This window comes from Aeromonas sp. QDB11 (assembly GCF_027705265.1).
Lineage (GTDB): Bacteria > Pseudomonadota > Gammaproteobacteria > Enterobacterales > Aeromonadaceae > Aeromonas > Aeromonas allosaccharophila.
The window spans coordinates 22,983-35,392 of record NZ_JAPDBM010000053.1; the positions used below are offsets into that span (position 1 = coordinate 22,983).

The following is a 12,410-nucleotide window of genomic DNA, read 5'->3' on the forward strand; positions in this document are numbered from 1 at the left end:
CGGCAGGCCCTTGCGCAGGATCTGCCGTTTTTTGTTGTTCGATCTTCGGTGATGAGGTCTGGTAGTCGTTTAGCGGATCTTGATGCCAATCTGACCCGCGTCACACCATTCGAACATCACCTCCTCGCTCTTGCCGCAGCAACTGCCACCACAGACCCGGCTCTCACGCTTGATGACCCGCCCCTTGCGCATCCAGACGCCGAGCATGGCCTCCACCGCATCTTCCGAGGTGTGGAAGTGGCGAGCCAGATCGCGCCGGCTCACCTTCTGCTGCGCGGCGAGGTAATCCCCCAGCTCGCGCAGGATCATAAGGTCACCACCTTGCGGGCGACGATGTCACCGTGACGGCGACCGGCCCACCAGAGCAGCACCAGAGAGAGGCCGTAGCTGACGATCCAGAACAGGCTCTGCTCCGGATGAGCGGCAAAGGTCGCCACCTGATAGAAGACGGTCGCGCACATAAAGGCCATGTAGTTGCACCATACCGCCGTCATCAGCGCCCACTGGCGACCGGTTTCCCGCACCAGCGCGCCCATGGCGGCGGCGCAAGGCATGTAGAGCAACACGAACAGCAGGTAGGAGAAGGCACCGGCCGCCCCGTCGAAGTGGGTCTGCATGTTGCCGTAGGTGGAAACATCGACCTCCTGCGCTTCGGCAGCTGCCTGCTGATCATCCAGCTCACCGACAGACAATCCCATGGGGTCGCTCGGGTTGATCTCCGCCAAATTGGCCGCCACGGCGTCGATCGCCTCGTGGAAACTGGCCACCAGCGAGAACTCGCTCTCCTCCTCTTCACCACCACCAGCACCGGCGTAGAGGCTGTTGAGGGTACCGACCACCGCCTCTTTGGCGAAGATACCGGTGACGATACCGACCGTGGCCTGCCAGTTATCATCGCGCACACCGATGGGGTGCAGCACCGGCGTCACCGCCTGGCTTATCTTGCTCAGTACCGAGCCCTCTTGATCCTGATGGCCGAAGCTGCCATCGGTACCCAGCGAGTTGAGCACGCTCAGCACGGCAACCACCAGCACGATGGTTTTACCGGCGCCAAAGACGAAGGATTTGAGCTTCTGCCAGGTTTTGATGGCAACGTTGACCGGGCGCGGCCACTCGTAATCCGGCATCTCCATCAGCATGGAGTCGCTCTTGCCCGGCAGCAGTGTGTTGCGCAGCAACAGGCCGGTGAGCACCGCCACCACAATACCGATGAGGTAGAGACCGAACACCAGGTTCTGGCCGGATTCGGGGAAGAAGGCCACCGCAAACAGGGCGTAAACCGGCAGACGGGCACCACACGACATGAAGGGGGCCATGGCGGAGGTCATCAGCCGCTCCCGCTCGGAGTTGAGGGTACGGGTCGCCATCACCGAGGGGACGGTACAGCCAAAGCCCATCAGCATCGGCACAAACGCCTTGCCCGGCAGGCCGAGGCGGCGCATCAGGGCATCCACCACGAAGGCGGCGCGGGCCAGATAGCCGGAGCTCTCCAGCACCGCGAGGAACAGATAGAGGCAGCCAATCACCGGAATAAAGGTGGCCACGGTCTGCAAGCCAACGCCAAAGCCATCAGCCAGAATGGCACCCAGCCACTCGGGCGCATTGACCAGCCCCAGCAGGTGGTGCACCCCATCGACAAACAGGGCGCCGCCCATGATGTCGAAGAAGTCGATAAAGGCGCTGCCGACGTTGATGGCAAACAGGAACATCAGGTACATGACAAACAGGAAGAAGGGGATGCCAATCCAGCGATTGAGCAGCACCCGATCCAGCCATTCGCTCTGGGCCTCGGTGAGCTTGCCCTTCTGCTGGCGAGCCTGTTGTACCCACTGGTGGATATGGCCGTAGCGGATATCCGCCAGTTGCAGATCGATATCCTGCCCCTGATGGGCGCGGGCAACCACATTGTGGGCGGCGGCCTGCTGACCGGGCAGCAGGGTCTCCTGCATCACCGGATCCTCTTCCAGCAGGCGCAGGGCGCGACCACGGGTAGTGAGGTGGTGCGGGGCGAGCAGGGTCTCCAGCTCCGCCAGATCGTTTTCAAGAGAGTGACCGTAATCGAGCTGCAAGGCCGCTTGCGGCTGACCGATAAACTGCCGGATCTGCTGCTTGAAGGCGGCAACCTGTTTGCTGTTGTGGGCCGAGAGGGCCACCACCGGGCAACCGAGGGATTTGCCGAGCTTGCTCTCGTCGATGACGATGCGGCGCTTTTGCAGGATATCCAGCTTGTTGAGCACCACCACCATGGGCAGGCCCAATTCGCGCAGTTGCAGCGTAAGGTAGAGGGAGCGCTCCAGATTGGCGGCGTCGATGACGTTGAGCAGCAGGTCGGGCTGTTGGCCCTGGGCAAAGCGGCTGGCGATCTGCTCGTCCAGACTGCCATCCTGACTGGCCAGGCTATAGATGCCGGGCAAATCCATCAGCTTGAAGTGATGCTCACCTGCGCTGAACTCACCCATCTTCTTGTCAACGGTGACACCACTCCAGTTGCCCACTTGCTGGCGGGCGCCGGTCAGGGCGTTGAACAGGGAGGTCTTGCCGCTATTGGGGTTACCTACCGTTACCAGGGAGTAATTCATACCGGTTCGACCTCGATAGTGCTTTGACCAAGACGATTGTTTTGTGAGGTGTGTTTCATACCAGCTCGACCTCGATTTGCTGTGCCAGACTTTTTTGCATGGAGAGACAGATCCCCTGGCACTGGATCTGGAGCGGGTCCCCCAAGGGGGCGGAGCGCAGATAGATGACTTCAGTCTGGGGCAGCAGGCCCATCACCATCAGCTTGCGACGCAGCGGCCGTGCCAACTGGTTCATATTCTTGATGCGAGCACTCTGTCCCGGCGACAACTGCGTGAGTACCATGACTGACTCCTGAAGTTAAACAATAATAATTCGCTTTTACTTGGGGCATTATAAGCTGTGTCTTCAACTTTTATTTGAGTAAAATCAAACTCCGCTTAGCTAACCGATAAAGTATTGCCATGAGTCACGACAACAATAGCCGCCTCGTTTACAGCACGGATGGCGGCATGATCAAGGAGCAGAGTGCTCCCCAATCCGCCTCCCCCTTCCCCACCGACGGCACCGTGCGCATTCGCCGCGAGACCAAGGGGCGCAAGGGCGCCGGGGTGATCACCATTCATGGCGTACCCGCCGATCAGCAGAAAGCCATGGCGACCCTGCTCAAGAAAAAATGCGGCACCGGTGGCGGTATCAAGGAGGGGGTGATCGAGATCCAGGGGGATAAACGGGACCTGATCAAGGCCGAGCTGGAGAAAGCCGGTTTCAGCGTCAAGCTGGTGGGGGGCTGATCCCCTTGTCACCCATGCGGTTTTTACCTAGAATGCCCGCTCCCATCGAGGGGGAGTAGTCTCGCAGGCCGGTTCCATCCTTTGCATGAATACCGGCCTGCGACCCTGATCAACATACTTGGTGCCAACTCACCATGGTCAGGGTGATCCATGCCAGTCGTGGATTTGACAAGACCTTTGACGGGCCAGTGCCAATACCGGGGACGGATGGCGCAGGCTTGTCTTTGGTTTATAACAATTCCGTCCCCCGGTCATCTTTATGGAAGCCTTGTTAACCTCAACCCTCAGCGTTGCTATTGCCGAAATCGGCGATAAAACCCAGCTGTTGGCGTTGCTGCTCATCTGCCGTTTTCGCAAGCCCTGGCCCATCATCGCCGGCATGCTGGCGGCTACCCTGCTCAACCATGCGGGCGCCGCCTGGATTGGCGAGTTCATCAGCCGCTGGCTCGATCCCAAGATAATGACCTATCTGGTCGCCATCGCCTTTATCGCCATGGCTATCTGGATTTTGGTGCCGGACAAGATGGATGACGAGGAGAGCTCGCTGGATAAATACGGCCCCTTTATGGCCACCTTCGTGCTCTTCTTCATCGCCGAGATCGGGGACAAGACCCAGATCGCCACCGTGCTGCTGGCCGCCAAGTATGACTCGCTGGTGCAGGTCATCACCGGTACCACCCTCGGCATGATGCTGGCCAACGTGCCGGTGGTGCTGATCGGCAAGCTGGGGGCAGACAAGCTGCCGCTCAAGGGGATCCGCATCGCCTGCGCCATCCTCTTCGTCGGCCTCGGGGTGAGCACCCTGATCTTTGCCTGATCGCCTTTTCCGCTGACCAAGCCCTCCACTTCGGAGGGCTTTTTTGTTTGCGGCCTTATTTGTTGCTTTGTTTGCTGCTTTGTCTGTTGCGTAACCCGCTGTCGCAACCACCTACCGCAGAGCCAAGGGGCAGTGCACGGTTGCGGGTGCCTCATGCCATAATGGGGCAAACCTCGTGGAGTCCCCCCATGCACAACGTATCAAGAGAGACGCTACTCGAATGGGTCAAACAAGGACGGCTGGCACCAGAGAAGCTGGCGGACGCCCTGACCCTCGCCGATCTTCCCCCCCCTCCGGCGCGCTGGCAGTGGCTGTTTGACCGGCTGCTGCTCTGGCTCGGTGCCCTCTGCATCGGGGCCGGACTGGTCTTCTTCGTCGCCTTCAACTGGCAAGAGCTGGGCCGGGTCTCCCGCCTCGCCCTGCTGGAGGCGCCACTGCTCGCCATGCTGCTTCTGCTGTGGCGCAAACCGCTGGGGGATACTCCCCGTCAGGCGCTGCTGCTCGCTGTCGCCCTCAATATCGGCGCCCTGCTGGCGCTGGTGGGTCAGACCTACCAGACCGGCGCCGATCCCTGGCAGCTGTTCGCCACCTGGGCGCTGATGCTGGTGCCGCTGGCGCTATTTGGCCAAAGCCCGCTGCTCTGGACCTTAAGCTGGCTGCTCGGCCAGCTGGCGCTGGTGCTCTACTGGCGGCTCGGCCTGTTCGCACTCTTCTTTACCTTCGATGAAGAGGGTCTGGGCTGGTGCCTCACCCTGCTCAACGCCGCCCTCTGGGGTCTGCTTCTGCTGGCACCGGCTCGCTGGCGCCTGATGCCAAGCTGGCTGGCGGGTCTGGCTGCGGGTCTGGGGGCCACCCTGCTCACCCTGCTGGCGCTGTTTGATGCCGCCTCCCCGCTGGTGTGGCCGCTCTGGTTTGGCTGGCTCGCCGCGGCCTATGCCCTGTGGCACCACAAATTTATCGCCGGACTCGCCATGGGGTGCCTCAGCCTGATTGCCGTCATCCTCGCTACCCTCGGCAAGTGGATGGAGCCCGACATCAACGGCTTCTTGCTACTGAGCCTGATCGCCATCGGTCTTTCTGTCACCGCCGCCCGCTGGCTGCAACAACAACGGAGGTCTCATGAGTGATCTGACCCTTTGGCAAGCGCTGCAGCAGGCCAATCTGGTGGAAGGGGAGATGCCCCGTGACACCCAGCCCCACTGGTCGAGCCGTTTTATGCTGGGACTGGTGGGCTGGATTGCCGCCCTGTTCCTGCTCTTTTTCCTGTTTCTCACCTTCGAGCAGCTGACCCACGAGGCCAACAGCGCCCTGCTGCTGGGGGCTGTGCTGCTGGCGGGGGCGTATGCCCTCAACCGCAGCCAGCGCGGCGATCTCTGGGATCAGTTCGTGCTGGCACTCACCCTGGCGGCCGATGCCTGGCTGCTCTATGGCCTGCTCGATCAGCTGGATCTCCATCACGCCCTGCTCTGGTTTGGCCTGTGCCTGCTGTCGCTCGCCATCGCCGTGCTGTTCGATCACTGGCTGGTACGGCTGTTTCACAGCGTGGCGGCAGCCCTGCTGCTCACCCTTGGCCTCGCCTGCCTCGGGCTGCAACTGCTGGCGCTGCCGCTGGTGATGGCGGCCATTACCTTCTGCTGGCTGCGGGCAGATAGGGATCCACAGCGCCACCAGCTCTACCACTCCATCACCCTGGGGCTGGCTCTCTCGCTGCTGGTGCTGGGGCGTCTGCACCAACCGCTGTGGGATAGCGGCAGCAGCATTCTGGACGAGCTGGGGCTGTCGCGCCTGCCACTTTGGCTCAATCCGTTGCTCTGCGCCGCCTTGCTGCTGGCGGTGATGGTGAAACTGAGGCTCCCCCTGCTGTTCGGCCTGCCGCTAGTGCTGATCAGCGCCATCATCCCCGGCATGGGAGCGGGCGCACTGGTGCTGATCCTCGGGTTTTATGCCGGTAGTCTGGGGCTGATGACCCTCTCTGCCCTGCTGCTGCTCGGCTATGGCTCCCTCTACTACTACGATCTGGGGCTCACCCTGATGACCAAATCCTGGCTGCTGCTGGGCTCCGGCATCCTGCTGCTGGGTGCCCGCCAGCTGCTCACCACCTTCGCGGCAAGGAGCGACTCATGAAACCCGTCACCCGACAACTTGCCCTGTTGCTGAGCGGCCTTGCCATCGTGGCGGGCATCAATACCACCGTCTGGCGCTATGAGCGCGCCATGAGCAGCGGCGAAGTGGTGCTGCTGCGACTCGCCCCGGTCGATCCCCGTTCCCTGATGCAGGGGGATTACATGCGGCTGAACTATGAGATTGCCCGCGAGCTGGCCAGCAGCGATGCCCGTGAAAAGGGCCGCGACACCCTGGTGATCCGCCTTGATGCCCATCAGGTGGCAACTCTGGTGGCCGCTGGCAAACCGGATCGGCTCGCCAGCGATGAACGGCTATTGCAGGTACACCAGAGCGAGCGGCAGTGGCAGATTGGCCCCGATGCCTACTTCTTTGAAGAGGGCACGGGGGATCAGTATCAAGCGGCCCGCTACGGCGAATTCCGGCTGCAAGCGGATGGCAAGACCCTGCTGGTGGGGCTGCGGGACGAGGCTTACCAGCCCATCGGGCAGACCCGCGCCCGCTGGTAATGGCAGTGAGTGGCTATTTACGCTGTTCATGGTCACACTCAAGAGAAAGTTGATCGCTAAGGATGTTCCCAATGAGGATATGGCTGATCTGTCATCTGTTACTGCTCTGCTGGGCCTCGACGGCCCGAGCTGATCTGGGCAAGCTCGAGTACCTCACCGAAGAGTACCCCCCCTACAACTTCAGCGATCCGCAAGGCCAGCCCACCGGCCTTGCGGTCGATCTGCTGCAGATGATCTGGCAACACAGCGGCGTGGCGCCCCAGCCGGTACGCATCCTGCCCTGGGCACGCGGTTATTACTTGCTAACCCAGAAACCCAACGTGGTGCTCTTCTCCACCGCCCGCACCCAGGCGCGGGAAGATCTCTTCAAGTGGGTGTGCCCCATCGGCTACTCGGAGTACATCCTGCTGGGCCGCAAGGCGCAAAACATCACTCTCGACTCGGTGGAGCAGATGAGTCAGTACAAGATCAGCGCGGTGCGCTCGGACGCCGCCGAGCAACTGCTGCTCAACAACGGCATGGATGACAACAACATCATCTCGGCCAACCGCCTGTCGCAGGGATTGAAGATGCTGCTCTCCGGTCGCGCCGATCTGCTCGCCACCAGCAAGCTGGCGGGATATGACGCCATCCGCGAACTGAAGCTCAATAGCGACGACTTCAACGTGGCCATGGTGCTGAGCGCCGAGCAGCTCTGCTACGCCTTCAGCCGTCAGGTGCCTGACAGCGAGATCACCCTCTTTCAGCAGGCCCTGACCCGCGCCCTCGCCTCGGAAGAGTTTCGCAAATTGCAGGCCAAATACCTGCCGGTGCGCTGAGCACCCACTCACCCGATGGGCAGCAAGGCGTTGCCCATTTTATGGATGAAAGATGCAATAGAGGTGGCTAGCTATTCCCGCCACGAGCAGTCAAACTGACCAACATCTTTGATTGGCAAGGATTTTCCCGTGCGAACATGGCACTTCATTCACCTGCTGCTCCTGTGGACGACCTTCGCCCAGGCGGATCCGGCCAAACTCGAATACCTCAGCGAAATCTCCCCCCCTTATAACTTCAGTGACGAACGGGGCCAGCCCACCGGTCTGTCGGTCGAGCTGCTGCAACTGATCTGGCAGGCACGCGGCGTGGCGCCCCAGCCGATCCGCATTCTGCCCTGGGCCCGTGGCTACAACCTGCTGCAACAAAAACCCAATGTGGTGCTGTTTGCCACCGCCCGCACCCCGCAGCGGGAGCCGCTCTTCAAGTGGGCCTGCCCCATCGACCATTCGGAGTTTGTGCTGCTGGGGCGCAAGGGTGACAACATCACCCTCGACTCGGCAGCGCAGCTTGGCCACTACAAGATCGGGGTGGTGCGCGCCACCGTCTCCAAGCAACTGCTGCTCGATCGCGGTATCGATGAGCACCAACTGATGCAAGCCAACCGCCTGACCCAGGCGGCCAAAATGCTCACCTCCGGGCGTGCCGATCTGTTTGCGACCAACAAACTGGTAGGCTATCAAACCCTGCAGCAGCTCGGCTTCAAGCCGGATGACGTTCATGTTGCCTTCGTGCTGGATACCACTCCGCTCTGCTACGCCTTCAGCCGTCAGGTGCCCGACAGCGAGGTCGCCCTCTTTCAGCAGGCACTGACCCGGGTCGTCGCGTCAGCGGATTTCTCGGCCTTGCAAACCAAATACCTGTCGCTGCGCTAACGCCCTGATCGCCGCCGACAGAGGGCGCGGGATGGCGGCGAGCTCCGGCACTTTTATTACCAAACATGCCCCGTCGCCTTGGCGAAATCGGCCAGCTTGGTCACACTTGAGCATGATATTCCCTTGATCAGGATGGCAAAAATGAAAGCATGGATTGGATTGGCCGGAGCGCTGCTGGCCACCCTCGCACAGGCGAGTCCTGAGCTCGGCAAACTGCACTACCTCACCGAAGAGTACAAACCCTACAACTACGCCGACGCCAGCGGCGCCCCTGCCGGCCTCGCGGTCGAGCTGCTGCAACTGGTGTGGCAAAAGACCAACACCCCGCCGCAGCCCATCACCATCATGCCCTGGGCGCGCGGTTACTACCTGCTGACCCAAAAGCCCAATGCGGTACTCTTCTCCACCGCTCGCACCCAGGCGCGGGATCCCCTGTTCAAGTGGGCCTGCCCCATCGGGTATGCCGAGATCGTGCTGGTGGGGCTGGCCGAGCGCAATATCACCATCACCAAGCTCGACGATGCCAAAGCGTTCAATATCGGGGCGGTGCGGGCCGATGTGGGGGAGCAGCTGCTGCTCAACAACGGCTTTGACGAGACCAAACTGATGGCCGCCAACCGGCTGGCACAGGCGCTGAAGATGCTCACCTCCGGCCGGGTCGATCTGGTCTCCACCAACAAGACCACCATGGAGCAGCTGATCGTCGAGCAAAAACTCGACCCCGCCCGCTTCAAGGAGCAGTGGGTGCTGAGCTCGGAGCAGTTCTGCTTTGCCTTCAGCCATCCGGTGAGCGATGCGCTGGTCAGAGAGTTCCAGACCGGCTTGACCCAGGTGCTGGCCAGCAGTGAATACCCGCTGCTGCACAGCAAATATTTCCCGGCACCGGCGCCCGCCAACACTGAACAGGCCAAAACCGGGACAACCAACTAGCTCGCACAGCGCCAATACAGAGGGGCCCGATATGGGCCCCTCCGGTTTTGTGGCTCGCCACACTCAATCGCGCACGGCCTGTGCGTTGTTGTCGAGCACTCTCCTTTGGCTATTCACCTTGGGTTGACCACTTCTGGTTACTCGCACAGCCCTTTACGTTCAACCACGCACCAGCGCCGCGGCGGCCAGCTTGTGACGGGCGATAAGCTGCTCGATATCCAGCCCCTCGATGGCGCCATCCACCACCCGCCACTTGCCACCCACCATCACCCGATCGGCCCGCTCGGCGCCGCACAAGATCAGCGCCGCGATGGGGTCGTGACTGCCGCTAAAGCGCAGATCATCGAGCTTGAACAGCGCCAGATCTGCCTGCTTGCCGGGCAGCAGCTCGCCGAGATCGCCGCGCCCCAGCAGCTTGGCCGAGCCACGGGTCGCCCACTCCAGTACCTTGCGCGGGGTGATGCGCTCGGCGCCGTAGCGCAGCCGTTGCAGATAGAGCGCCTGACGGGCCTCCTGCATCAGGTTAGAGGCATCGTTGGAGGCCGAGCCATCCACCCCGAGCCCCACAGGTGCACCGGCGGCTTCCAGATCCAGCGTCGGGCAGATACCGGAGGCGAGCCGCATATTGGAGACCGGACAGTGACACACCCCGGTGCCCGCTGCCCCGAGCCGTGCAATCTCGTCCGGATTGAAGTGGATGCCGTGGGCCAGCCAGGTGCGATCCCCCAGCCAGCCCACCTTGTCGAGATAATCGACGGTGCGCAGACCAAAACGCTCGATGCAGAAGGCCTCCTCATCCAGCGTCTCCGCCAGATGGGTGTGCAGCCGCACATCGAGCTCGGCCGCGAGCTTCGCGCTCTCCACCATGATCTCCTCGGTCACCGAGAAGGGGGAACAAGGGGCCAGCGCAATCTGGATCTGCGCCCCGGCGCCGCGCTGGTGGTACTGGCGCACCAGCCGCAGGCTGTCATCGAGGATCTGCTGCTGCCCCTGCACCGTGTGGCGCGGCGGCAAGCCACCGTCATCCTCGCCCAGACTCATGGAGCCGCGGGTCAGCATGGCGCGCATGCCTAGCTCACGCACCGTCTCGACCTGAATATCGATGGACTCCTCCATCCCGTGCGGGAAGAGGTAGTGGTGATCCGCCGCAGTGGTGCAACCGGAGAGCAACAGCTCCGCCATCGCCACCTTGCTCGCCAGCGCCAACGCGTCCGGTGTCAATCTGGCCCACACCGGATAAAGCGTCTTGAGCCAGGGGAAGAGCGGCTGATTGACCACCGGCCCCCAGGCGCGGGTCAGGGTCTGGTAGAAGTGGTGGTGGGTATTGATAAGGCCCGGCAGCACCACATGGTCGCGGGCATCGAACAGCTGATCGCACGGCCGGGTTGGCTGCTGGCCCGCCGCCAGCACCTCACTGATGAGATTATTTTCAATCACCAGCCCGCCGCGACCATCGACGGCCTCGGGGGTAAAGGTGGCAAGGGGGTTTTTAATCCAGATACGGGTAGCGGACATGGCCGGCGCCTCCATCAGTCATACATAGGGGTGAGCCAGCTCAGTTATACCCTGTCTGCTGATCCAGAGGCGGCGCAGCGCCGCAGTGGCCCCAGTCTACCCGGCGATGGCAAAAAATCTGTGAGCCTCGTTTTAAATCAAGGTGATAGCCCCTCCCCTCGCGGCGTCACCCCAGCGCCCTGCCAGTACCCAGCCCCGACAGCCATTGATTGATCCCCCATTGCGAAAAGTGTGCGCCAGCGCAAAAAAACCTCTGGTTTCTGATAGTTGCGTGATGGCAGCCATAGTTAAGCGCTCAATGAATCCGTAAGATATCCAGCGGCGCCTGTTGGCCCCCTTCTCGTGATCAATGGTCAACGGCGCAATCTGGTAGCGACAGTCAGGGGCGGTAGCGACTTTGGCGGCATCCAGCCGCGCTCTCGCCCCTACGCCAAGGTGCGAGAGTTGCACCCTCGACGGGTCTTCCCGTCCGCCCTCGGGGCTGTGCCCATGCCCCCTTGTACGGTGGACGCTTGGGGCAATGGGTAAGGTCGAATTGGGTCGAATTGGGTCGAATTGGGTCGAGTAGGGTCGATTAGCGAAGCGTAATCGTCCGCGGTAACCATCCCCTCTCCCTTGCGGGTGAGCGGTAGGGTGCAATAAGCGGAGCGCATTGCACCAAGGTAACCGTCCCCTCTCCCCTTGCGGGAGAGGGTTAGGGTGAGGGGGTCGGTAACATCTTTGCATGGCGGCATATCGGCTCCCTAAATGGCATGGCTTCGCCGTGCAGGACACGAGGGCGTTGCCCTCGACTGGGTTTCGCCGCCGCTGCGCGGCTTGGGCGAGTGACTTTGGAAAGACCCAAAGTCACCAAAGGTCTAATCCCCCAATTGTTCGCCCTCCTGCGTCGGGTTCCCTCGGTTCACCCGTTTGTCCCACGGCACCGAAGCCAGTTAACAGCACCTGTTATTTATTCGGAGCAAAGATCAGGAGGGTTGTTATCTCTGATCTGGCCCCTCGCCCACCCCATGGCGAGAGCAGATTGTCGCTCCTATGCAACAGGTGTCATCGACATGGTTGCCCAGGGGGAAAATAACTGTGAGTACAACAGCAAGCTGCATACATCCTTATCGGGGAACGGTTTTATATTGAAAGCCCGACAGTGAGTAATAACACCTTATCCCTCGAACATCTGATTACGCTTCGCTAATCGAATCTGCGATCTATAACTTATACCTTCCCTAGAGAAAAAAATGAACAACATCTTCTATCAAGGCGGAAATGAAATAATTCAAAAAGACCTGGAGAGTCATTTATCTTCATTGTGTCAGTTAGAAAACATAGGAATTCTGCTGGGTGCTGGGTCATCAAAAAGTGCAGGTGGAAAGGTTATGTGGGAAATATGGAGTGATTTTTGTGCAACCAATAAATCCTCGATACCAATTCTTAAAGATAGATATTGAATCGCCCCTGGTTTTCTAGACACTTTGTTGCTGAAAAATAAACTGCCTTTCAAACTCTACCGGCGACAGCCCAT

13 protein-coding genes are annotated in these 12,410 nt (G+C 60.9%); 9 read left to right on the forward strand and 4 right to left on the reverse strand.

What is annotated here, in order from left to right:
- Positions 1-69 precede the first annotated feature (69 nt).
- From OKC40_RS16455 to OKC40_RS16465, 3 genes are read right to left on the reverse strand one after another with little or no spacing between them, the layout of a single operon-like run.
- Positions 70-309: a FeoC-like transcriptional regulator gene (locus OKC40_RS16455; protein ID WP_005350974.1), complete on the reverse strand. Its 240-nt coding sequence runs from the start codon at positions 307-309 to the stop codon at positions 70-72.
- Positions 306-2,579, reverse strand: a complete 2,274-nt coding sequence (gene feoB, locus OKC40_RS16460; protein ID WP_270796000.1) for a Fe(2+) transporter permease subunit FeoB — start codon at positions 2,577-2,579, stop codon at positions 306-308. Before feoB ends, OKC40_RS16455 begins: the two co-directional genes overlap by 4 nt.
- 55 nt (positions 2,580-2,634) lie before the next feature.
- Entirely contained in the window at positions 2,635-2,862 is a 228-nt protein-coding gene (locus tag OKC40_RS16465; protein WP_058053783.1) for a FeoA family protein, read from the reverse strand.
- Positions 2,863-2,981: 119 nt separating this feature from the next.
- On the opposite strand from OKC40_RS16465, the gene OKC40_RS16470 reads away from it, so the two are divergent.
- From OKC40_RS16470 to OKC40_RS16505, 8 genes are all read left to right on the forward strand, one after another.
- A complete protein-coding gene (locus tag OKC40_RS16470) occupies positions 2,982-3,311 on the forward strand; it encodes a translation initiation factor (protein ID WP_058053784.1) in 330 nt (109 codons plus the stop codon).
- Positions 3,312-3,570: 259 nt separating this feature from the next.
- On the forward strand, positions 3,571-4,128 hold the full coding sequence (locus OKC40_RS16475; RefSeq protein ID WP_058053785.1) for a TMEM165/GDT1 family protein: 558 nt from the start codon (positions 3,571-3,573) through the stop codon (positions 4,126-4,128).
- A 188-nt stretch (positions 4,129-4,316) separates the two neighbouring features.
- A complete protein-coding gene (locus tag OKC40_RS16480; RefSeq protein WP_270796003.1) occupies positions 4,317-5,255 on the forward strand; it encodes a DUF2157 domain-containing protein in 939 nt (312 codons plus the stop codon).
- Positions 5,248-6,252 carry a DUF4401 domain-containing protein gene (locus tag OKC40_RS16485; RefSeq protein ID WP_270796004.1) on the forward strand — a complete coding sequence of 335 codons (1,005 nt, stop codon included), beginning with the start codon at positions 5,248-5,250 and terminating at the stop codon, positions 6,250-6,252. The genes OKC40_RS16480 and OKC40_RS16485 overlap by 8 nt, the downstream gene beginning before the upstream one ends.
- Positions 6,249-6,758: a GDYXXLXY domain-containing protein gene (locus tag OKC40_RS16490; protein WP_270796005.1), complete on the forward strand. Its 510-nt coding sequence runs from the start codon at positions 6,249-6,251 to the stop codon at positions 6,756-6,758. The genes OKC40_RS16485 and OKC40_RS16490 overlap by 4 nt, the downstream gene beginning before the upstream one ends.
- A 71-nt stretch (positions 6,759-6,829) precedes the next feature.
- The gene (locus OKC40_RS16495; RefSeq protein ID WP_058053789.1) at positions 6,830-7,576 is read left to right on the forward strand and encodes a substrate-binding periplasmic protein; all 747 of its coding nucleotides are present in this window, start codon (positions 6,830-6,832) and stop codon (positions 7,574-7,576) included.
- 129 nt (positions 7,577-7,705) lie between these two features.
- Complete coding sequence (locus OKC40_RS16500; RefSeq protein ID WP_270796007.1) at positions 7,706-8,449, forward strand: substrate-binding periplasmic protein; 744 nt, start codon at positions 7,706-7,708, stop codon at positions 8,447-8,449.
- Positions 8,450-8,590: 141 nt separating this feature from the next.
- Positions 8,591-9,379: a substrate-binding periplasmic protein gene (locus OKC40_RS16505; RefSeq protein WP_042655569.1), complete on the forward strand. Its 789-nt coding sequence runs from the start codon at positions 8,591-8,593 to the stop codon at positions 9,377-9,379.
- Between the two features lie 159 nt (positions 9,380-9,538).
- Here OKC40_RS16505 and OKC40_RS16510 read toward each other — a convergent pair whose 3' ends face one another.
- Positions 9,539-10,894 carry an 8-oxoguanine deaminase gene (locus OKC40_RS16510; RefSeq protein WP_270796009.1) on the reverse strand — a complete coding sequence of 452 codons (1,356 nt, stop codon included), beginning with the start codon at positions 10,892-10,894 and terminating at the stop codon, positions 9,539-9,541.
- A 1,232-nt stretch (positions 10,895-12,126) separates the two neighbouring features.
- Here OKC40_RS16510 and OKC40_RS16515 point away from each other — a divergent pair.
- Positions 12,127-12,336, forward strand: a complete 210-nt coding sequence (locus OKC40_RS16515; protein WP_270796011.1) for a hypothetical protein — start codon at positions 12,127-12,129, stop codon at positions 12,334-12,336.
- The last annotated feature ends 74 nt before the right edge of the window (positions 12,337-12,410 follow it).

Coding starts and splice junctions, on each gene's coding strand:
- OKC40_RS16515 (WP_270796011.1), top strand. CDS start 12,127: ATGAACAACATCTTCTATCAAGGCGGAAATGAAATAATTCAAAAAGAC.
- OKC40_RS16505 (WP_042655569.1), top strand. CDS start 8,591: ATGAAAGCATGGATTGGATTGGCCGGAGCGCTGCTGGCCACCCTCGCA.
- OKC40_RS16490 (WP_270796005.1), top strand. CDS start 6,249: ATGAAACCCGTCACCCGACAACTTGCCCTGTTGCTGAGCGGCCTTGCC.
- OKC40_RS16480 (WP_270796003.1), top strand. CDS start 4,317: ATGCACAACGTATCAAGAGAGACGCTACTCGAATGGGTCAAACAAGGA.
- OKC40_RS16510 (WP_270796009.1), bottom strand. CDS start 10,894: ATGTCCGCTACCCGTATCTGGATTAAAAACCCCCTTGCCACCTTTACC.
- OKC40_RS16485 (WP_270796004.1), top strand. CDS start 5,248: ATGAGTGATCTGACCCTTTGGCAAGCGCTGCAGCAGGCCAATCTGGTG.
- OKC40_RS16475 (WP_058053785.1), top strand. CDS start 3,571: ATGGAAGCCTTGTTAACCTCAACCCTCAGCGTTGCTATTGCCGAAATC.
- OKC40_RS16455 (WP_005350974.1), bottom strand. CDS start 309: ATGATCCTGCGCGAGCTGGGGGATTACCTCGCCGCGCAGCAGAAGGTG.
- OKC40_RS16495 (WP_058053789.1), top strand. CDS start 6,830: ATGAGGATATGGCTGATCTGTCATCTGTTACTGCTCTGCTGGGCCTCG.
- OKC40_RS16465 (WP_058053783.1), bottom strand. CDS start 2,862: ATGGTACTCACGCAGTTGTCGCCGGGACAGAGTGCTCGCATCAAGAAT.
- OKC40_RS16470 (WP_058053784.1), top strand. CDS start 2,982: ATGAGTCACGACAACAATAGCCGCCTCGTTTACAGCACGGATGGCGGC.
- feoB (WP_270796000.1), bottom strand. CDS start 2,579: ATGAATTACTCCCTGGTAACGGTAGGTAACCCCAATAGCGGCAAGACC.